We start from the raw sequence: 20039 nt of genomic DNA, 5'->3' as shown, positions 1-20039 counted from the left end.
CGCTCGCGCCGCGCATCGCGGCCGATACACGGCTTCACGTCTCCGGCTGCGCCAAGGGCTGCGCCCGTTCCGGCGCCTCGGCGGTGACGCTGGTGGCGACCAGCGCCGGCTTCGATCTCGTCCGCGACGGCACGACGCGCGATGAGCCGATCCTGCGCGGGTTGAACGGCGCCGACATCGTCAGCGATCCCTCTATTCTGGTCGGAGGGAATTGATGCCGCTTCTTTATGAAACCGATGGCGCGGCGATCTACCGGCAATCCTTTGCGACCATCCGGGCCGAGGCGGATCTTGCTCGCTTCACGCCGGACGAGGAGCAGGTCGTGGTGCGAATGATCCACGCCGCCGGCATGGTCGGCCTGGAGGCGCATATCCGCTTCACGCCGGGGATGGCGACCGCTGCGCGTGCGGCCTTGAAGAAGGGCGCGCCGATCCTGTGCGACGCGCGCATGGTCTCCGAAGGAATCACGCGCGCGAGACTTCCCGCGGCCAATGCCGTCATCTGCACGCTTGGCGACGCGGCCGTTCCTGCGCTCGCGCAATCTATGCGCAACACGCGCTCGGCTGCGGCGCTGGAGCTATGGCGGCCGCATCTCGATGGCGCGATCGTCGCGATCGGCAACGCGCCGACCGCGCTGTTTCATCTCCTCAACATGCTGGAGGACCGGGACTGCCCGCGGCCCGCAGCCATCATCGGCTGTCCCGTCGGCTTCGTCGGCGCGGCGGAATCCAAGGCCGCGCTGATGGCCGATCCGCCGGTGCCGGCGCTGACGGTCGAGGGCCGCCTCGGCGGCTCCGCGATCACGGTCGCCGCCGTGAACGCTCTGGCGAGCCGGAGCGAATAGAAATGGGACGCATTATCTGTTGCGGTCTCGGCCCCGGTGATCCCGACCTGATGAGCGTGCGCGCGGACCGGACGGTGCGCGGTGCAAAGCATGTCGCCTACTTCCGCAAGAAGGGCAGGCCGGGTCAGGCGCGGCGCATCGTCGAGGGCATGTTAGCCGCCGACGTCACCGAATATCCCATGGAATATCCTGTTACGACGGAGATCGCCTTCGACAGCCCTGAATACGTCCAGCTGCTGGCCGGTTTCTACGATGAATGGGCCGAGCGTCTGGCGCGGCTGGCGCGCGCGGTCGACGTCGTCGTGCTGTGCGAGGGCGATCCTTACTTCTACGGCTCCTTCATGCATCTGCACGCGCGCCTGCAGGGGCGTATCGAGATCGAGGTCATCGCCGGCATTCCCGGCATGGTCGGCTGCTGGAATGGCGTCGGCGAGCCGATAGCGCTGGGCGACGACGTGACGACGGTGCTGATGGGCACGCTGAGCGAGGACGAGCTCGAACGGCGTATGCGCGACTCCGATGCGCTCGTCATCATGAAGACCGGGCGCAATCTCGCGAAAGTACGCCGCGCGCTCGCATCCGCCGGCCGGCTGGATGACGCCTGGCTGGTCGAGCGCGGCACCATGCCGGGCGAGCGCGTCGTGCGCCTCGCCGATATCGATGCCGCCGACTGTCCTTATTTCGCGATCGTGCTGGTACACGGCAAGGGCCGGCATCTGGACGCCGCCGAATGACGGGTACGCTGACCATCGCGGGCCTCGGGCCGGGCAGTGATGCGCTGGTGACGCCGGAGGTTTCCGCCGCGCTTGCCTCCGCGACCGACATTTTGGGATACGCGCCATACGTTGCGCGCGTGCCGCCGCGACCGGGGCTCAAGCTGCATCCGTCAGACAATCGCGAAGAGCTGCAGCGCGCGAGCGAGGCCCTGCGGCTTGCCGCCGAAGGCGGACAGGTCGTCGTCGTCTCCTCCGGCGACCCCGGCGTCTTCGCGATGGCCTCCGCCGTGTTCGAGGCGCTCGAACAGGCGCCGCAATGGCGGGAGCTGCCGATCCGCGTGCTGCCGGGCATCACCGCGATGCTGGCGGCGGCCGCGCGGGCCGGCGCGCCGCTTGGCCACGACTTCTGCGCGATCAACCTTTCCGACAATCTCAAGCCCTGGGCGGTGATCGAGAAACGCCTGCGGCTGGCCGCGGAAGCCGATTTTGCGATTGCAATGTACAATCCCCGTTCGGCGAGCCGGCCGGAAGGATTTGGCCGCGCGCTCGCGGTGTTGAAAGAGTCCGGTTGCGGCGAGCGTCTCGTGATCTTCGCGCGCGCGATCAGTGCCGCTGACGAGAGGATCGAGACAGTGGCGCTGAACGAAGCGACACCCGAGATGGCCGACATGCGCACGCTGGTGATCGTCGGCAACTCGCAGACACGCCGTGTCGGCCGTTGGGTCTACGCGCCGAGGCAGGTCCGATGACCGAGCCACTGCATGATCTCGGCCACGCTCTCGACCCGCAGCCGTTCGGGCAGTCGCGGCCGCGAGATCATGATCACGGGCAAGCCGAGCATGCGGGCCGCGTCGACCTTTGCGCGCGCGCCGTCGCCGCCGGAATTGCGGGCGACGATCCACGTAATGCCGCGCGTGCGCATCATCTCAAGCTCACCGTCAAGCGTGAACGGCCCGCGCGACACGATCACATCTGCGGGGAAGGGCAGCGGCGTTTCGGGCGGATCGACGAACCGCAGCGTGTAGGTATGCTGCGGCTTCGCCACGAACGGCGCGATATGCTGACGGCCGATGGCGAGGAAGACTATTGCCGGCGCCTCGGGCAGCGCTGCCGCCGCGGCGTTGACGTCAGCAACTTCGATCCAGTTGTCGCCGGGTGCCGCGGCCCAGGGAGCGCGTTCGAGCGCGATCAGCGGCGTACCGGTTTCCGCGCATGCTTCAACGGCGTTACGGCTCATCTCGGCAGCGAAGGGGTGCGTCGCATCGATCACATGCGTGATGCCTTCGCAGCCGATGTAGTCGGCAAGCCCGCTCACGCCGCCAAAGCCGCCGATGCGGGTCGGCAGCGGCTGATCGGCAGGCGCACGGGTGCGGCCGCCATAGGAATAGACGGCGTCAAGCCCGGCGCGCGCGAACTCCGCGGCGAGCAAGCTCGCATCGGCGGTTCCGCCCAGAATAAGGGCGCGTGTCATGGCTGATCCCTGGTTGACCATCATCGGTATCGGCGAAGATGGCCTTGCCGGGCTGTCCGAGGCAAGTCGAAAGGCGCTTGACGATGCCGAAACCGTCTTCGGCGGCGAACGCCATCTCGCGCTTGCCGGCGTGACCGGGCGCGGTCGCCCGTGGCCGGTGCCGTTCGATGCCAACGTCGTGCTGAGCTGCCGTGGCCGGCCAACCGCGGTCCTCGCTTCCGGTGATCCCTTCTGGCACGGCGCCGGCGCAAGCCTCGCCGAAAAACTCTGTGCCGGCGAGTGGACCGCGCATTCGTCGCCGTCGACATTCTCGCTAGCCGCCGCACGGCTCGGCTGGCGCCTCGAATCCGTCGCATGCCTTGGGCTTCACGCCGCGCCGTTCGAGCGCCTCGTGCCGCATCTGGCGCGAGATGCGCGCATCATTTGCCTCGTGCGAGACGCGAAGGCGGCCGGTGATCTCGCGAAATGGCTGACGGAGCGCGAATGGGGCGCCTCGGTATTCTGGACTCTCACCGCGCTTGGCGGGCCGCGCGAAAGCATTGCGGAACATCGCGCCGATAGCTTTGCAGGTGATCTCGCTGGAAACCTGGTCGCGGTGGCGGTCGAGGCGAGGGGAGCGCAAGGCATTCCTCGCAGCTCGGGACTTTCTGACGATCTTTTCGTCCATGACGGCCAGATCACCAAGCGGCCGGTGCGCGCGCTCGCTCTCTCGGCGCTGGCGCCGCGTCCCGGCGAACGGCTGTGGGACATTGGCGCGGGCTCGGGGTCGATCTCGATCGAATGGGCGCTGTGCGGCGGGATGGCGAATGCCATCGAGACACGTGAGGATCGCGCCGCGAACATCCGCAGCAATGCGGCGGCGTTCGGACTGTCGCATCGGATCACAATCATCACGGGGAACGCGCCGGAAGCTCTTGCCAGACTGGAAGCGCCGGATGCCGTCTTCATCGGCGGCGGCCTCGACATCGCGATGTTTGATGCCATCTGGTCGCGGCTTTCACCGGGGACGCGGCTCGTCGTGCATGCGGTGACGCTGGAGACTGAAGCGCAGCTTGGCGAGCTGCATCAGCGCCACGGTGGCGAGTTGATGCGGGCCGAGATCGCTCATGCTACCCCGCTGGGCCGCTACCGGTCCTGGCAGGCGGCACGGCCCGTGGTGCAATGGAGCGTGGTCCGATGAAGGTTGCCGGACTCGGATTCAAGCGGGATGTCACGCTGGCTTCGCTGCGCGAGGCGCTTTTGGCGACTGGAGGTTCCGAAGGCCTTGCGGCGTTGGCGACTGTCAGCGACAAGGCCGATGCAGAGGCGCTGAAGCAGCTCGCGCGCGAATGCGGTGTGCCGATCAGGGCTGTTCCGGCCGAAATGCTGGCCGGTATCGACACGCCGACGCAGTCGGCGCTCATTGCGGAAAAGTTCGGAACGGGATCGGTCGCCGAAGCCGCGGCGCTCGCGGCAGCTGGTCCTCGCGCGCGATTGATTGGAACGCGGGTGGTCTCGCAGGATCGCACTGCGACCGCGGCGATCGCGGAAGGAGACGGCGCATGACTGTGCATTTCATCGGTGCAGGGCCGGGCGCTCCCGATCTGCTGACGCTGCGCGGTCGTGACCTGATCGCCGCCTGTCCGGTCTGCCTCTATGCCGGCTCGCTGGTGCCCGAGGGCGTGCTGGCGCATTGCCCGCCCGGCGCGCGGATCGTCAACACCGCGCCGCTGTCGCTCGACGAGATCGTCACGGAGATGGCGGCCGCGCACTCCGAGCGCAAAGACATCGCCCGCCTGCATTCCGGCGATCTCTCGATCTGGTCGGCGATGGGCGAGCAGCTCCGCCGCCTCCGCGCGCTCGGCATTCCCTATACGGTGACGCCTGGCGTCCCGTCCTTCGCGGCCGCCGCGGCTGCGCTCGAGGCCGAGTTGACGCTGCCCGGCCTTGCCCAGACAGTGGTGCTGACGCGCACGCCGGGCCGCGCCAGCGCGATGCCCGAGGGGGAGAAGCTCGCCGCCTTCGCTGCAACCGGAGCGGTGCTTGCTATCCATCTGTCGATCCATCTGCTCGACAAGGTTGTCGCCGATCTCACACCGCATTATGGCGCGGACTGCCCGGTTGCGATCGTCTGGCGCGCGAGCTGGCCGGACCAGCGCATCGTCCGCGCGACGCTTGCAACGCTCGATGCTGTCGTTGGCACCGAGATGGAGCGTACTGCGCTGATCCTGGTCGGCAGGACACTTGGCTCGTCGGATTTTGGCGAGAGCCGCCTCTATGCTGCCGACTATGATCGCCGCTATCGGCCGGTCGGAGCCGAGCCGCGCTTTCCGGAGGTGTCGTGATGGCGGCAGGCCTCGTCATCTCCGCGCCTGCTTCCGGCGTCGGCAAGACCACGCTGACGCTGGCGCTCGCGCGGGCCTGGCGCAATCGCGGCTTGAACGTGCAGTGCTTCAAGAGCGGACCCGACTACATCGATCCCGCCTTCCATGCTGCCGCCACGGGACGCGCTTCCGTCAATGTCGATAGCTGGGCCATGGACCGTGCGACGATCGCGCATCTTGTCAGCCGCGGCACTGACGCCGATGTCGTGCTCGCCGAGGGCTCGATGGGTCTGTTCGACGGTGTCGCTACGCGCGGTGTCTCCGGAACCGGCGCCACGGCCGACATCGCGGAGATGCTGGGCTGGCCGGTGCTGCTGGTGATCGATCCCTCCGGACAGGCGCAGACGGCGGCTGCCATCGCCGCAGGCCTTCGTGATTACCGCGCCGGCGTACGTCTTGCGGGCGTCGTGCTCAATCGCGTCGCCAGCCCGCGCCACGAAGACCTCGTGCGGCGTGCGCTGCTGGATGTCGGCATCGCCGTGTTCGGCGCATTGCCGCGTCATGCTGAGATCAGCCTGCCGAAGCGACATCTCGGCCTGGTGCAGGCCGAGGAGCAGGCCGAGATCGGCAAGCTGATCGACGAGGCGGCGCGGTTCGTCACGGAGCATGTCGATCTTGATGCGGTGCTGCGGTCGGCAGCCGCCTGGTCGCCGCAACCTGCCGCGAACGGCCTCAACGTGACGCCGCCCGGCCAGCGCATTGCGCTTGCCCGCGATGCGGCATTCTCGTTCGTTTATCCGCACATGCTGGAAGCCTGGCGCGCGGCGGGCGCCGAGATCTCGACATTCTCGCCGCTTGCCGATGAAGGTCCTGATCCGAGTGCCGATGTCTGCTGGCTGCCCGGCGGCTATCCCGAGCTTCATGCCGGAAGGATCGCGGCCAATGCGCGCTTTCGCAGCGGCCTGACTGCCTTCGCCGAAACGCGACCGGTGCACGGCGAATGCGGAGGCTATATGGTGCTGGGGGCCGCCTTGACCGACGCCGATGGTGTTCGCCATGAGATGACAGGCCTGCTCGGACTGGAGACGAGCTTTGCCAAGCGCCGCATGCATCTGGGCTATCGTCTCGCCGCGCTCGCCGCGCCGATGCCCGGGCATCACGTGGGCGCGCGCCTGCGCGGCCACGAATTCCATTATTCGACGATCGTCGCGCAGCCAGATACGCCGCTGGCGGTCGTGCACGACGCAACGGGTGCCGTCATCGCCGAGACCGGCTCGCGGCGTGGCCATGCCACCGGCACGTTCTTCCATCTGATCGCGGAGGACCGGTGAGCGGTTTTGTTACTTTCATCTCCGCCGGACCTGGCGACCCCGAGCTTCTCACGCTCAAAGGTGCCGCGCGGCTGCGCGAGGCAGACGTCGTGCTCTATGACGACCTTGCTTCGGGCGCGATCCTCGACCTCGCCCGGCCCGGCGCCAATCTCGTCGCGGTCGGGAAACGGGCAGGGCGGCCCTCGACCAAGCAGCACCATGTCAACCGCCTCCTGGTCGACTATGCCGCGACCGGCGTGCGGGTGGTGCGGCTGAAGTCGGGCGACGCCGGCATTTTCGGCCGGCTCGAGGAGGAGCTCGAAACGCTGCGCGAGGCCGGCTTCGGCTACGAGATCATTCCCGGCGTGACCTCGGCCTGCGTCGCCGCCGCGCAAGCCGGCATTCCCTTGACCCGGCGCCACACCTCGCGCCGGGTGCAATTCGTGACCGGGGCCGATGTCACGGGCGAGCTGCCGCCAAACCTGAATTGGGCGGCGCTGGCTGATCCCGAGGCGACGACTGTGGTCTATATGGGCCGGCGCACCTTCCCGGCGCTTGCCGCAAAATTGATCGAACATGGCCTCGCTCCGGATACGCCGGCGCTGTTCGCCGAATCCCTCGGGCGGCCGGACGAGCGGCTGGTGCGCACCACGATTGCCGAGCTCGCCGAGCAGCTTGCGCGCGGCGGCGCCGCTTCCACGGCCGCCGTGATCCTGTTCGGTGCGCTCGCGGGGGACTATCTGTCGTGATGACGCTCTGCCTGATAGGCATCGGCTGCGGCGATCCCGAGCAGCTCACGCGCGCCGCGATCCGCGCCATCAACGACGCTGATCTCGTCCTGATCCCGCGCAAGGGGACTGCAAAGTCAGATCTTGCCGACCTGCGCCGGACGATCTGCGCGGATGTGCTCACCAGCGACAAGACGCGCATCGCCGAGTTCGATCTTCCCGTGCGCGATGCGGACGAGGCGGATTACCGCAAGGGCGTGGACGATTGGCACGATGCCGTCGCTGTGACCTGGTCGCAGACGATCGCCAGCCACCTCGAAGGCGACGGCAAGGTTGCGCTGCTGATCTGGGGCGATCCCTCTCTCTACGACTCCTCGCTGCGCATCGCGCGGCGGCTAAATCCTTCGCCCAAGATCGAGGTCGTGCCCGGCATCACCTCGATCCAGGCGCTGTGCGCGGCGCATGCGCTGCCGCTCAACGACATTGGCGAGCCGTTCCTGGTTACGACCGGACGCCGCCTGCGGGAGGGCGGCTGGCCACAAGGTGTCGATACCGTCGTGGTGATGCTCGACGGCGGCACGGCATTCCAGTCGCTCGATCCTGCGGGGCTCCACATCTGGTGGGGCGCCTATCTTGGCATGGCCGACCAGATCGTCATGTCCGGCGCGCTTGCCGAGACCGGCCCGCGCATCGTCGCTGTGCGGCAAGAGGCGCGCGAGCGGCACGGCTGGATCATGGACAGCTACATTCTCAAGCGCAGGCCGTGAGGCAAGCGAGGCATCATGCTCCCTGAATGGGTTTACCGGAAGTGCCCTGAGATCTCCGCGATCCACCGCGAGGCGGCGGTCGCGCGGCAGGCGCAGCTGACGAAGCCAGCTGGCGCGCTTGGCCGGCTCGAGCAGCTCGCGATCGAGCTTGCGGGCCTGCAAGCGACCGAGCAGCCTCGTGCCGCGCGGGTGCCGATCGTCATCTTCGCCGGTGATCACGGCATCGTCGCACAGGGCGTGTCGGCTTATCCGCAAGCCGTGACCATCGCGATGATGGCGAATTTCGCGTCGGGCGGCGCCGCGATCTCGGTGCTGGCGCGCGAGCTTGGCTCAAGCCTGGAGGTCGTCGACGCCGGCACGCTGGCGCAGGAGGAGATGGCGGGCATCGTCACTGACAAGCCGCGCAGCGGTACGCGCGATTTCAGTGTCGAATCTGCGCTCACACCGGCGGAGCTGGCGTTTGCCTTTGAGGCCGGCCAGCGCGCCGTTGTGCGGGCGGACGCAGGTCAGCCCGATCTCCTGATCTTCGGTGAGATGGGCATCGGCAACACCACGACCTCGGCGGCAATTGCGGCGAGCCTGCTGGGCGTGAGCGCCGAGGAGATCGCGGGCAGTGGCACCGGCGTCGATGAAGCCGGCCGCGCGCACAAGGCGCGCGTGATCGATGCTGCGATAGCGCGCCATGGCGTTGCGGGCGCGACGCCCGAAAAGATCCTGTGCGCCGTCGGTGGCCTCGAAATCGCGGCGATCTGCGGCGCGATCATCGCGGCCGCACAGCGCCGCATCCCTGTATTGATCGACGGCTTCATCGTGTCGGTGGCGGCGCTGGCAGCCGTGCGCCTCAATCCGTCGTGCCAGCCGTTCCTGCTGGCCTCGCATCAATCGGCGGAGCAGGGGCATCGGCTGGTGCTGCGCGCGCTGAACGTGCAGCCGCTGATCAGCCTCGATCTCAGGCTCGGCGAGGGATCGGGCGCCGCCATCGCGCTGCCACTGGTGCGGTCGGCCTGCAGCCTCCACAACGGCATGGCGACGTTTGCGCAGGCCAATGTGCCGGATCGTCCGGCCTGATCAGGTTCAGGCTGTGCGCTGATTGACGGAGACGACGCGCCAGCCGGTCGCGAGCCGATCGATCCGGGTCAGCGAAAGCGGATCGACCACGAAGCGCAAGGCCGCTTCTGGCGTCAGATCCAGTGCGATGCAGAGTGCAGCGCGGATGGTGCCGGAATGCACGACGAGCGCCGCCGGTCCGGCTCCGATCCGCGACAGACCCAGCCGCACGCGCGCGACCTGATCCTCGAAACTTTCACCACCCGGCGGCCTCGCGCGCGCCGGATCGCTCCAGAACTGCGCGTAAGTCTCGCCGCCGGTCGCGGCGAGCTCGTCATGGCGATGGCCGGTCCAGTTGCCAAAATCCTGCTCGCGGAATTCGCCGACCAGCTCCGGCTCGAGTCCCAGCGCGCGCGCCGTCTCGACCGTGCGACGTGACGGGCTGGCATAGCTCGCGGCATCCCGCGGCAGGCGCTGCCGCAGCGCGTCCAGTTGTGCGCGATCGCCGAGATCGGCCGGCGCGTCCGGCGCATGGATCGTCCCCGTAACGCCTTCGACAGGCGCATGCCGTATCAGCCAGACGAAGGTCTCGCCTTCCATGCTCATCTCCAAGGAAGCTGGTCGCTGTGACAATAACGCCGCAACACGTACATTGACTCCGTCTCGATGGTAATCCTAGATGGCCCTGACGGTTTCCCCATCAGGGAATGAAAAGGGAATGCGGTGCGGGGACGTTGTCCCCAATGCCGTAGCTGCCCCCGCAACTGTAAGCGGTGAATCCTTCGTCACGAGCCACTGGGTCCTCGGTCCCGGGAAGGCGACGAAGCGGTCACGACCCGCGAGCCAGGAGACCTGCCGTCAGCCGTGGTCACACGCGAAGATGTCGGTCGGGGAGTACAGACATTCGGCTTCATCGGAAGGCCTCAAAAGCCAGGGATGAGACCTCGTTCGCTGTGACGTGCCACTGACGTCATACCGAGGTCCCGAACCGTGTTTTCCATTCGTTTTGTACGACCGTGCCGCTTGCTGCTCGCCTCAACCGCTCTCACGTCGTTTGTTGCCGCCGATATGCCTGCCGCGCTGGCGCAGCAGGCCCGCCAATCACTGCCGCCGGTTGAGGTGACGCCCGCCCAACCGCGGAAGCAGGCCAAGCCGGCTGGCCGCGACGCGCAGAGCGCACGCCACGCAGCAGCGCGCCGGCCAGCGACCGCATCGGCCGCGCCAAAGCCTGTCGCGCCGACAGCAGCCACGCAGACACAGACGCCGCTCAACAGCAACGCTGTGGCCGTAAGCGCCTCGCGCCTCGGCCTGACCGTGCGGGAGATTCCCGCGACCGTCGAGGTGATCTCGGCCGAAACCATGCGCGAACAGGGCTATCGCACCGTGTCGGAGGTGGCCCAGGGCGCGGTGGGCGTCACATCCGGCGACAATCCGGCCGAGCCCTCGGCCTTCTCGATGCGCGGCTTCACCAACAGCCAGATCAACATGCTCTACAACGGCATCAAGATCGGCCCGCAGAACATGACTTCGCGGATCACGGATACGGCCAATCTCGAAGCCGTGGAATTTGTGAAAGGTCCGGCCTCGCTGATGTCAGGCGAAGGTGCCGCCGGCGGCGCGATCAACTTGGTCACGAAGCAGCCGCACACCGGGGCGATCCGGAACGAGGCGGATTTCTCCTTGGACTCGCTGAACTCATTCCGTGCCCACTATGGTTCCGGCGGCAGCACCAATGTGCAGGGCCTCGACTACCGCTTCGACATCAGCCGTTCCTCGCTCAACGGCTTTGCCGACGACACCAATACCAAGACGTTCGACGTTTCCGGCCAGCTCAATTATCGCATTTCCAACAGTCTCAAGGTCTGGGGCGCGACCGAATACCGGGAAGACCGCTCGAAAGCCTATTGGGGCGCGCCGCTGGTGCCGGTCGCTTATAGCGGCTCGCACGCGGCCACCGGCATCGTCTCCGGCAACTACGTCTCGAACTTCAACGGAACGAATCTCGGGCCGGTCACGATCGACGACCGCACCTTCAACACCAATTACAATGTCCTGGATAACCGTAACGTGGCACAGGAAGTGTGGCTGCGGGGCGGCTTTGAGCTGAAGCTCGCGCCTGACCTGACGCTCAAGAGCCAGGCCTATGCCTATGGTGCAGAGCGTACCTGGTTCAATAACGAGGTGGAGGCGTTCAACTCCACGACGAATATGGTGGATCGGGAACGCTTCTATGTCGCGCAAAGCCAGCGCCTTGTCGGCAATATCACGGACCTGACGTGGGATACTGACATCGCAGGCTTCGATAACCGTTTGGTTACGACAGTATCGTCAAGCTACCTCGATTTTGTCAGGCCGGGCGCCGCCAATTTTCCCGACGATTCCGTCACGCTGGTCGATCCCGCGCGCGGCTATTACGGTTTGCTCACGACGCAGCAGCAGACGGCACGTATCGACAACCAGGCGCTGTCGTTCGAGGACCGGCTGAAGTTGACGCGCAGCTTCGCGCTGATCGGCGGCCTGCGCGTCGAGCATATCGGGCTCGACCGCAATTCGGCCAACGTGATCGGCCTGGAGAAGGCAGGCTTCCCGTACTCGACAGATTGGGCGCCGATGACGGGCCGCATCGGCTACACCTGGGAAGCCATTCCGGGCCTGACCTTCTTCAGCCAGTACGCCACCGGCGCGGATGTCTCGGCCAACAACATCTTCCTGCTCGGACCGACCCAGCCGCTCGACCTCACGACCTCGCGCACCTATGAGACCGGCGTCAAGCACCTGTTCTGGGATAACAGGGCAGGGTGGTCATTCTCGGCCTACGATATCGAGCGAAAGAATGTCTATGCCGCGGCCGGCGGCATGCAGCTCAACATCGCCGGACGGCAGGAGTCCAAGGGCGTGGAGCTTGCGGCGGCCGTACGCCCGATCGAGCCGTTGCGTCTCTGGGGCAACATCGCCTATGTCGATGCGCGCTATGCCGACTACAATTTCGCTGGCGGATCGTTCTCCGGCAATACGCCGCCGAACGTGCCGCGCATCGTGGCGAATGCCGGGGCCTCGTATCGCTTCTTCACACCCTGGCCGGTGGAGCTCGGAATCGTCGGCCGCCATGTCGGCGACCGTTACAACACCGACGCAAATACGGTCACGATGAACGCCTACACCGTGGCCGACGTCTATGCCTTCGTCGACATCCCCAGGACGGTATTCAACGCGGTCGACCAGGCTCGCCTGACCTTCCGCGTTCGCAACATCACCGACAAGCGTTACGCGATCTGGGGCGATCCGTTCTATCCCGATCAGATACTGCTCGGCGTGCCACGCACCTACGAGATCTCGGCGGCGTTCAAATGGTAGGGCGCTGAACGCATGATGGGCGCGATCGTCCTGTTGCATCGCTGGCTCGGGATCGCATTCTGCCTCCTGTTCGCGATGTGGTTCGCGAGCGGAATCGTGATGCACTTCGTTCCGTTTCCGTCATTGACGGAAGCGGAGCGTTTTGCCGGCCTCGCGCCGCTGGATCGCACGCAGGTGAGGATCGCAGTCGTCGAAGCCGTGGCCGCGAGCGAGATCGCGGATGCCACGCGGGTTCGTCTGGCCCGACGGAGCGACGGACCGGTCTATATCGTCTCGGGGCCATCGCGCGCACGCGCGGTTCGCGCATCCGACGGACGGGATGCATCGGTGACATCTCCCGATGGCGCGCTCGCCATTGCGCGGGATCACGCCCGCGAGCGTGGGCTCGATGCCGCTCGGGCTGCGATCGTCGCGCGGTCGGACTACGATCAATGGAGCGTGCCGAACGGCCTTGATCGCCATAGGCCGCTGTTTCGCGTCGCCCTCGGCGATGCCGCGGGGACAGAGGTCTATGTCTCATCCCTTACTGGAGAGGTGATTCTTGACACGACGCGAAGCGAGCGCGGATGGAACCTCGCCGGGAGTGTGCTGCACTGGATCTATCCGACGGTTCTAAGAAGCAACTGGGCGCTGTGGGACCGCGTGGTCTGGACGTTGTCGCTGCTGGCCTCGATCGCAGCTTTGCTCGGCGCGGTGCTTGGCTTTGTGCGGATCAGGCGGCGAGGGTGGTTGATCGGTTCACCCTACCGAGGCTGGCACGCTTTGCATCATCTCATTGGTCTTGCGGCGACGGTTTTCGTGCTGACCTGGATCTTCAGCGGCTGGCTCTCCATGGACCACGGGCGGCTGTTCTCGCGCGGGCAGCTGAGCCCGGCCGAAGCCAGCGTGACGAACGCCGCGCCGGATTGGACGGCGGCCTCGTCGCTCGATCGGCAGCCGATATCGTCGTCGGCCCGTGAGGTCGAATGGTTCGCTTTTATCGGCACCATCTATCGACGCGATCGGGTCGATCTTGGGCGCCAGACATTGATCAGGGCAGGGGATGCGTCCCGTGATGGGCAAACGGGAGTCTTGAGCGCGCGCGAAGTTCAGGAATTGACGACGCGCCTCGCCACGGGCTGCGGCGCACCGTCCATTCTTGCCAATGATGACGACTATCCCGCGCAATCCGCCGTTTCGGGTGCGCCGGTCTATCGCTCCCGATGCGGCGACCTGTGGTTCGACATTGACGGCGCTGATGGCAACGTGCTGCAACGGCTGGATGCGTCGCGGCGGGCCTATCGCTGGTCCTACAGCGCCCTGCACACGCTCGATTTTCCAGTCCTCATGGCGCGCCCGCGTCTGCGTGATGTGCTGATCGTCGGGCTCTGCGCGCTGGGCCTGGTGTTCTCCGTCACAGGGATCGCGGTCGGCTGGCGTCGCTTGCGGTCAGCCTTTGCAATCTGAAATGCACATCGAACAAATTGTATGCAGCATGCAAATTGCGGGTTGCGCAGGCGCGATGGGGCGCTGAAGATACGCTCCGCCGCAACGGAGCGATCGCGATCGATGTCTACCAAGCGCAAGCGCCTCGGCATGATCACGCCGTCCTCGAATTCAGTGCTCGAGCCCGTCACCAACGCCATGCTGGCTGGAGCAGATGGCGTTACCGCGCATTTCTCGCGCTTCCGTGTCACCGAGATTGCGCTCCACGCCGCGGCGCTGAACCAGTTCGATGCGTCGGTGATGCTGCCCGCGGCGGACCTGCTGGCGGATGCCAAGGTCGACGCCATCGCCTGGAATGGCACTTCGGCAAGCTGGCTCGGCATCGGCCGGGACAAGAGCCTTTGCGAAGCGATCACGGCGCGCACAGGCGTGCCGGCGACGACGTCGACGCTTGCCTGCATCGATGCCGTCCGCGCCCTCGGCGCCAAGCGTGTCGGTCTCGTCTCGCCCTATACGGACGACGTGCAGCGGCGGATCGCTGGCGTCTGGGCCGAGGAGGGGATCGCGCCGCACGCGGAGCGGCATCTCGGGCTCCGCGACAATTTCTCCTTCGGCGAGGTCACATCGGCGACGATCGCCGGCATGATCCGGGCGGTCGCGGCCGAAGGCGCCGGTGCCGTCGTCATCCTCTGCACCAATCTCGACGGCGCCGCGCTTGCAGCCTCGCTCGAACGGGAACTGGACATCACGGTGCTCGACTCGGTCGCGGTCACGCTGTGGCGGACGCTGGAGCTCGCCGGCGGCGACATCAGCGCTCTCACCGATTGGGGCCGCATCTTCCAGATATCAGCAGTCATCAAGTGACGGAGACTCATGTGACGCAGCTCGATCTTGCCATTCGCGGCGGCACCATCGTGACGGCCAGCGACGAGTTTCGCGCCGATATCGGCATTCGCGACGGCCGCATCGTCAGCATTGCCGACAGTATTGAAGGCGCAGCGCGCGAGATCGACGCGACGGGTCTGCTCGCGCTGCCCGGCGGTATCGACAGCCACGTTCACATCTCGCAAGCGTCCGGCCCCGCCGTGGTCATGGCCGACGATTTTGCGTCAGCGACGCGCGCGGCCGCCGCCGGCGGCAACACCATGGTGCTGCCCTTTGCGCTCCAGGAGAAGGGCTCCTCGCTGCGGACCTGCGTCGAGAACTACCGCAAGCTCGCCGAAGGCGAGTGCTACATCGATACAGCTTTCCATCTCATCATCTCCGATCCGACCGCGGTCGTGCTCGGTCAGGAGCTGCCGGCGCTGGTCAAGGACGGCTACACCTCGTTCAAGGTGTTCATGACCTATGACGACCTCGTGCTCAGCGACAAGCAGCTGCTCGAGGTCTTCGATGTGGCGCGCCGCGAGGAGGCGCTGGTGATGGTCCATTGCGAAGGCTATGACGCGATCCGCTTCCTCACCACCAGGCTTGAGCGCGAAGGCCACATCGCACCCTACTATCACGGCGTCTCGCGTCCCCAGGCCGTCGAACGCGAGGCGACGCACCGCGCCATCAGCCATGCTGAAATCGTCGGTGTCCCCATCATGATCGTGCATGTCTCCGGGCGCGAGGCGATGGAGCAGGTGCGCTGGGCCCAGCAGCGCGGATTGCCGGTACATGCGGAGACCTGCCCGCAATACATCACGCTGACGGCCGACGACATGAAGGGCCTGAACATGGACATGAGCGGCGCGAAATATGTCTGCTCGCCGCCGCCGCGCGATGCCGAGAGCCAGCAGGCGATCTGGGAGGGGATCACGACCGGCGTGTTCCAGACTTTCTCGTCCGACCATTGCCCGTTCCGCTACGACGATCCCAAGGGCAAGCTGACGCCGAATTCCCGCACCTCGTTCCGCTGGGTGCCGAACGGCATCCCCGGCGTCGAGACGCGGCTGCCGATCCTGTTTTCCGAAGGCGTCTCAAAAGGACGGATCACGCTGCAAAAGTTCGTCGAGCTGACCGCGACCAACCATGCGCGGATCTACGGCCTTTATCCACGCAAGGGCTCGATCGGCGTCGGCTTCGATGCCGACATCGCACTGTGGGACCCGAAGCTGACGAAGCCGATCCGGCAGGCCGATCTGCACCACGGCTCGGACTACACGCCCTGGGAAGGATTCGACGTCATCGGCTGGCCCGTCACCACCATTGCGCGGGGCCGGGTGGTGTACGAGCATGGCAGGCTCGTCGGCGACAAGGGTGCGGGCGAGGTGCTGAGCCGCGGCAAATCGAGCCTGGTGTGACAGCGACATGATGCAGGGGGGGACGCCAGGCCGCCTCTTGCGCATGCCACCTCGCGATGTCAGGGCATCACTGATCCCTTTTCGCCGGCTGCCTTTCAGTGTAGCTCTGCGCCCACTTATTAGGCGGCGGGCGCCAATCCTGCCGCCGTGAAATCATGCAGGAGACAGCAGGGATGTACCCGAAAGTTCAAATGTTCATCGCCGGCGAGTGGACCGACGGCACTTCCGGCAAGTCGGAGGACATCCTCAACCCCGCGACCGGCCAGCCGATCGGCAAGACCCCGCACGCCTCGCGCCAGGATCTCGACCGGGCGCTCGAAGCGGCCAAGGCCGGCTTCGAAGTCTGGCGCAAGACGTCGCCCTTCGACCGCTACAAGCTGATGCGGAAGGCCGCGGACATCATCCGTTCGCGCGCCGCCGAGATCGCGCCTGTCATGACGATGGAGCAGGGCAAGCCGGTCGTGGAAGCCCAGGGCGAGACATGCTGGCCGGCGACCTCATCGACTGGTTCTCGGAAGAAGCTCGCCGCGCCTATGGCCGCATCGTGCCGCCACGGATGGGCAATGTCTCCCAGCTCGTGACCAAGGAGCCGGTCGGCCCGGTCGCTGCGTTCACGCCCTGGAATTTCCCGATCAACCAGGCGGTACGCAAGATCTCGGCCGCGCTTGCTGCAGGGTGCTCGATCATCGTCAAGGGACCGGAAGAAACGCCGGCGAGCTGCATGGAGCTGGTGCGCGCCTATGCCGACGCGGGCATTCCCCCCCGGCGTCGTCCAACTGGTGTTCGGCGTGCCGGCTGAGGTGTCGGAATATCTCATTCCGCATCCGATCATTCGCAAGATCAGCTTCACCGGCTCGACCGCCGTCGGCAAGCATCTGGCCGCGCTTGCCGGCCTGCACATGAAGCGCGTCACCATGGAGCTCGGCGGCCATGCGCCGGCGATCGTGTTCGCGGACGCCGACCTCGATAACGCCGCCAAGATCCTTTCGGCCAACAAGTTCCGCAATGCCGGCCAGGTCTGCGTCTCGCCGACGCGCTTCCTGGTGCATGAGAGCGTCTACGCGCCCTTCGTCGACAAGTTCGTCGCCGCGGCCAAGAGCCTCAAGGTCGGCAACGGCCTCGACAAGGACACGCGCATGGGTCCGCTGGCGAACCCGCGCCGCGTCGACGCCATGGAAGGCCTCGTCTCCGATGCGGTCCAGCGCGGCGCCAAGGTGCAGGCTGGCGGCAAGCGCATCGGCAATGAAGGCTTCTTCTTCGAGCCGACGGTGCTGACCGACGTGCCGCGCGATGCGCGGATCATGAACGAGGAGCCGTTCGGACCTGTTGCACCGATCACGTCCTTCCGCAGCTATGACGAGGTGGTGGCCGAGGCGAACCGTCTGCCTTACGGCCTTGCGGCCTATGCCTATACGACCTCGACCAAGACGATGCAGGCGATCGGCGCCGACATCGAGAGCGGCATGGTGTCGATCAACCACCACGGCCTCGCGCTGCCGGAAGTGCCGTTCGGCGGCATCAAGGATTCCGGCTATGGCTCCGAAGGCGGCCTCGAGGCGATCGAGGGTTACCTCAACACCAAGTTCGTGACCCAGGCGAGCGCGTAAGAGGCGTGCAGGGTGGGTTGGTCACAAGGCGTAACCCACCCTTTCTCCCGTACTGAAAGCAAAGAGGTGGGTTACGCCGAGCGGACTGCACTTCGCGCAGTCGCAGGGTTAACCCACATCGCTTCGCGTTGCAGCGTCTGCGACGCGGGAGTGGGTACTCCGTCATTGCGAGCGCAGCGAAGCAATCCAGACTGTCTCCGTGAAAAGAATCTGGATTGCTTCGCGAAGCCTGTCATCGGGCCGCGCTTTGCGCGGACCCGTTGGCTCGCAATGACGAGATAGAAGCACCAGTGTACTTCCCTCAGTTCGTCGATCCTTCTCGCGGATAAACGCGCCGCGAAAGCGACATCCGGCTTCCCACCGTCAGCCACGATCCTAACGCCGAGCGCGAGCCCCGCGACTGCACCATCGTGCAGCGCAATGACGGCCGCCTTTAGAGGCCTCGACCGGCCAAACAGCGCTGATATCCCGCTAGCGAAGGCGCGGCTGGTGGCATACCATTTGCAGGCCAAAGGGCTCTGGTTTCACCTGCTCTTGGCCAACGAAGGCCAGCATCACGGCAATACTGGAGGACGTCATGGATCGCAGGACCGTATTGAAGGGACTGGCCGGCGCGGGCGGTCTGGCATTGACCGGCGGCCTCTCGGCCCCGGCGATCGCGCAAGGCGCGGCTGCGCGCACCCTGCGTTTTGTGCCCCAGGCCAATCTCGCCAATTTCGATCCGATCTGGGGCACGCAGTATGTCGTGCGCAATGCCGCAGCGCTGGTCTGGGACACGCTCTACGGCATCGATGCGCAGCTTCAGCCGCAGCGTCAGATGGTCGAGTCCGAGGAGACCACTGACGACGGCAAGACCTGGACGTTCAAGCTGCGGCCGGGACTCAAGTTCCATGATGGCGAGCCGGTGCTGAGCAAGGACGTCGTCGCGAGCCTGTCGCGCTGGGCCGCGCGCGATCCGATGGGCCTGATGATCATTGCGATCCAGCAGGAACTGACCGCTGTTGACGATCGCATCTTCAAATGGGTTTTGAAGCAGCCCTTCCCGAAAATGCTCTACGCGCTCGCCAAGAACAACGCGCCGTGCTCCTTCATCATGCCCGAACGCATCGCGAAGACCGATCCGTTCAAGCAGATCACCGAGTATGTCGGCTCCGGGCCGATGAAATTCGCCAAGAGTGAATGGGTCCCCGGCGCCAAGTCCGTGTTCGAGAAGTTCGCCGACTACGTGCCGCGGCAGGAGAAGGCGTCGTGGCTTGCGGGCGGCAAGCGGATGCTGATCGATCGCGTCGAATGGATCGTGATGCCGGATCCGGCGACCGCCGCCGCAGCTCTGCAGAACGGTGAGGTCGACTGGTGGGAGAATCCGATCGCCGATCTTGTGCCCGTGTTGAAGAAGAACAAGAACATCAATGTCGATATCGGCGATCCCCTCGGCAATATCGGCTCGTTCCGCATGAACCATCTGTTTGCGCCGTTCAACGACGTGCGGGCACGGCGTGCGGTGCTGATGGCGCTCAGCCAGGAAGACTATATGCGCGCGATCGTCGGCGACGACACCGCGCTGTGGAAGCCGCTGCCGGGCTTCTTCACGCCCGATACGCCGCTCTACAGCGAGATGGGTGGCGAGATCCTCAAGAGCAAGCGCGATTTCGATGCCGCCAAGAAGCTGCTCGCCGAGAGCGGCTATTCCGGCCAGCCGGTCACGTGCCTCGTGGCGCAGGATCAGCCGATCACCAAGGCGCAGGGCGACGTCACTGCCGACCTCCTGAAGAAGCTCGGCATGAATGTCGACTTCGTTGCCACCGATTGGGGCACGGTCGGCTCCCGCCGTGCGGCGAAAACGCCGCCGGGGCAGGGCGGCTGGAACATGTTCCACAGCTGGCATGCCGGCGCCGATTGCATCACGCCCGCCTCCTACACCGCCATTCGCGCCAATGGTGACAAGGCATGGTTCGGTTGGCCCACCAGCCCCGGCACCGAGAAGGAGGTCACGGCCTGGTTCGACGCCAAGAACCTCGACGAGGAGAAGGCCGCGGTCGGCCGCCTCAACAAGGCGGCACTCGATGACGTCGTCTACGCACCGACCGGTTTCTTCCTGGGCTACACGGCTTGGCGCAAGAACGTCTCCGGCATCACCAAGGGGCCGCTGCCGTTCTTCTGGGGCGTGGCGAAATCCGCATGA

Annotated in this window: 17 protein-coding genes, 2 pseudogenes and 1 riboswitch; of the genes and pseudogenes, 17 read left to right on the top strand and 2 right to left on the bottom strand. The window is 66.0% G+C overall.

Annotated elements, in window-relative coordinates:
• From AC630_RS09670 to cobJ, 4 genes and pseudogenes are all read left to right on the top strand, one after another.
• A pseudogene (locus tag AC630_RS09670) lies at positions 1-215 on the top strand (precorrin-3B synthase); the annotation flags it as partial.
• Positions 215-844: a precorrin-8X methylmutase gene (locus AC630_RS09665; RefSeq protein ID WP_074118275.1), complete on the top strand. Its 630-nt coding sequence runs from the start codon at positions 215-217 to the stop codon at positions 842-844. The pseudogene AC630_RS09670 and the gene AC630_RS09665, both read left to right, overlap by 1 nt.
• 2 nt (positions 845-846) lie before the next feature.
• Entirely contained in the window at positions 847-1578 is a 732-nt protein-coding gene (locus AC630_RS09660; protein WP_074118273.1) for a precorrin-2 C(20)-methyltransferase, read from the top strand.
• Positions 1575-2309: a precorrin-3B C(17)-methyltransferase gene (cobJ, locus tag AC630_RS09655; RefSeq protein ID WP_074118272.1), complete on the top strand. Its 735-nt coding sequence runs from the start codon at positions 1575-1577 to the stop codon at positions 2307-2309. The genes AC630_RS09660 and cobJ overlap by 4 nt, the downstream gene beginning before the upstream one ends.
• On the opposite strand, the gene AC630_RS09650 is transcribed toward cobJ, so the two are convergent.
• Positions 2285-3031 carry a cobalt-precorrin-6A reductase gene (locus AC630_RS09650; protein ID WP_074118270.1) on the bottom strand — a complete coding sequence of 249 codons (747 nt, stop codon included), beginning with the start codon at positions 3029-3031 and terminating at the stop codon, positions 2285-2287. The two genes, cobJ and AC630_RS09650, sit on opposite strands and share 25 nt — an antisense overlap.
• Here AC630_RS09650 and cbiT point away from each other — a divergent pair.
• The 7 genes from cbiT to cobT are packed head-to-tail and all read left to right on the top strand — an operon-like array spanning position 3030 to position 9207.
• Positions 3030-4211 carry a precorrin-6Y C5,15-methyltransferase (decarboxylating) subunit CbiT gene (gene cbiT / locus AC630_RS09645; RefSeq protein ID WP_074118268.1) on the top strand — a complete coding sequence of 394 codons (1182 nt, stop codon included), beginning with the start codon at positions 3030-3032 and terminating at the stop codon, positions 4209-4211. The two genes, AC630_RS09650 and cbiT, sit on opposite strands and share 2 nt — an antisense overlap.
• Entirely contained in the window at positions 4208-4576 is a 369-nt protein-coding gene (locus AC630_RS09640; RefSeq protein WP_074118266.1) for a cobalamin biosynthesis protein, read from the top strand. The genes cbiT and AC630_RS09640 overlap by 4 nt, the downstream gene beginning before the upstream one ends.
• Positions 4573-5355, top strand: coding sequence for a precorrin-4 C(11)-methyltransferase (gene cobM / locus AC630_RS09635; RefSeq protein ID WP_074118264.1), 783 nt, complete (start codon positions 4573-4575; stop codon positions 5353-5355). Before AC630_RS09640 ends, cobM begins: the two co-directional genes overlap by 4 nt.
• A complete protein-coding gene (locus tag AC630_RS09630; RefSeq protein ID WP_074118262.1) occupies positions 5355-6665 on the top strand; it encodes a cobyrinic acid a,c-diamide synthase CobB in 1311 nt (436 codons plus the stop codon). Before cobM ends, AC630_RS09630 begins: the two co-directional genes overlap by 1 nt.
• Positions 6662-7393: a uroporphyrinogen-III C-methyltransferase gene (gene cobA / locus AC630_RS09625; RefSeq protein WP_074118261.1), complete on the top strand. Its 732-nt coding sequence runs from the start codon at positions 6662-6664 to the stop codon at positions 7391-7393. Before AC630_RS09630 ends, cobA begins: the two co-directional genes overlap by 4 nt.
• On the top strand, positions 7390-8139 hold the full coding sequence (cobF, locus tag AC630_RS09620) for a precorrin-6A synthase (deacetylating) (protein ID WP_074118259.1): 750 nt from the start codon (positions 7390-7392) through the stop codon (positions 8137-8139). Before cobA ends, cobF begins: the two co-directional genes overlap by 4 nt.
• 15 nt (positions 8140-8154) lie before the next feature.
• Positions 8155-9207 carry a nicotinate-nucleotide--dimethylbenzimidazole phosphoribosyltransferase gene (gene cobT, locus AC630_RS09615; protein ID WP_074118257.1) on the top strand — a complete coding sequence of 351 codons (1053 nt, stop codon included), beginning with the start codon at positions 8155-8157 and terminating at the stop codon, positions 9205-9207.
• 6 nt (positions 9208-9213) lie between these two features.
• On the opposite strand, the gene AC630_RS09610 is transcribed toward cobT, so the two are convergent.
• The gene (locus tag AC630_RS09610; protein WP_074118302.1) at positions 9214-9786 is read right to left on the bottom strand and encodes a histidine phosphatase family protein; all 573 of its coding nucleotides are present in this window, start codon (positions 9784-9786) and stop codon (positions 9214-9216) included.
• A 72-nt stretch (positions 9787-9858) separates the two neighbouring features.
• A riboswitch (cobalamin riboswitch) is annotated at positions 9859-10060 on the top strand.
• Between the two features lie 116 nt (positions 10061-10176).
• Here AC630_RS09610 and AC630_RS45335 point away from each other — a divergent pair.
• The 6 genes and pseudogenes from AC630_RS45335 to AC630_RS09580 all read left to right on the top strand — a co-directional run bounded on the left by AC630_RS45335 (position 10177) and on the right by AC630_RS09580 (position 20039).
• Positions 10177-12540, top strand: coding sequence for a TonB-dependent receptor (locus tag AC630_RS45335; protein ID WP_074118256.1), 2364 nt, complete (start codon positions 10177-10179; stop codon positions 12538-12540).
• Between the two features lie 12 nt (positions 12541-12552).
• Positions 12553-13986: a PepSY domain-containing protein gene (locus tag AC630_RS09600; RefSeq protein WP_074118254.1), complete on the top strand. Its 1434-nt coding sequence runs from the start codon at positions 12553-12555 to the stop codon at positions 13984-13986.
• A gap of 102 nt (positions 13987-14088) precedes the next feature.
• Positions 14089-14829 (top strand): maleate cis-trans isomerase family protein, encoded by a 741-nt coding sequence (locus AC630_RS09595; RefSeq protein ID WP_074118252.1) that lies wholly within the window; start codon positions 14089-14091, stop codon positions 14827-14829.
• 11 nt (positions 14830-14840) lie between these two features.
• Complete coding sequence (gene hydA, locus AC630_RS09590; protein WP_074118301.1) at positions 14841-16250, top strand: dihydropyrimidinase; 1410 nt, start codon at positions 14841-14843, stop codon at positions 16248-16250.
• Positions 16251-16405: 155 nt separating this feature from the next.
• Positions 16406-17857, top strand: a pseudogene (locus tag AC630_RS09585) (NAD-dependent succinate-semialdehyde dehydrogenase).
• A 577-nt stretch (positions 17858-18434) separates the two neighbouring features.
• Positions 18435-20039 (top strand): ABC transporter substrate-binding protein, encoded by a 1605-nt coding sequence (locus AC630_RS09580; RefSeq protein WP_074118251.1) that lies wholly within the window; start codon positions 18435-18437, stop codon positions 20037-20039.

The organism is Bradyrhizobium sp. AS23.2 (genome assembly GCF_001908185.1).
GTDB lineage: Bacteria > Pseudomonadota > Alphaproteobacteria > Rhizobiales > Xanthobacteraceae > Bradyrhizobium.
This window is presented reverse-complemented; position numbering and strand designations above follow the sequence as displayed.

Coding starts and splice junctions, on each gene's coding strand:
- AC630_RS09665 (WP_074118275.1), top strand. CDS start 215: ATGCCGCTTCTTTATGAAACCGATGGCGCGGCGATCTACCGGCAATCC.
- AC630_RS09660 (WP_074118273.1), top strand. CDS start 847: ATGGGACGCATTATCTGTTGCGGTCTCGGCCCCGGTGATCCCGACCTG.
- cobJ (WP_074118272.1), top strand. CDS start 1,575: ATGACGGGTACGCTGACCATCGCGGGCCTCGGGCCGGGCAGTGATGCG.
- cbiT (WP_074118268.1), top strand. CDS start 3,030: ATGGCTGATCCCTGGTTGACCATCATCGGTATCGGCGAAGATGGCCTT.
- AC630_RS09650 (WP_074118270.1), bottom strand. CDS start 3,031: ATGACACGCGCCCTTATTCTGGGCGGAACCGCCGATGCGAGCTTGCTC.
- AC630_RS09640 (WP_074118266.1), top strand. CDS start 4,208: ATGAAGGTTGCCGGACTCGGATTCAAGCGGGATGTCACGCTGGCTTCG.
- cobM (WP_074118264.1), top strand. CDS start 4,573: ATGACTGTGCATTTCATCGGTGCAGGGCCGGGCGCTCCCGATCTGCTG.
- AC630_RS09630 (WP_074118262.1), top strand. CDS start 5,355: ATGGCGGCAGGCCTCGTCATCTCCGCGCCTGCTTCCGGCGTCGGCAAG.
- cobT (WP_074118257.1), top strand. CDS start 8,155: ATGCTCCCTGAATGGGTTTACCGGAAGTGCCCTGAGATCTCCGCGATC.
- AC630_RS09610 (WP_074118302.1), bottom strand. CDS start 9,786: ATGGAAGGCGAGACCTTCGTCTGGCTGATACGGCATGCGCCTGTCGAA.
- AC630_RS09600 (WP_074118254.1), top strand. CDS start 12,553: ATGATGGGCGCGATCGTCCTGTTGCATCGCTGGCTCGGGATCGCATTC.
- AC630_RS09595 (WP_074118252.1), top strand. CDS start 14,089: ATGTCTACCAAGCGCAAGCGCCTCGGCATGATCACGCCGTCCTCGAAT.
- AC630_RS09580 (WP_074118251.1), top strand. CDS start 18,435: ATGGATCGCAGGACCGTATTGAAGGGACTGGCCGGCGCGGGCGGTCTG.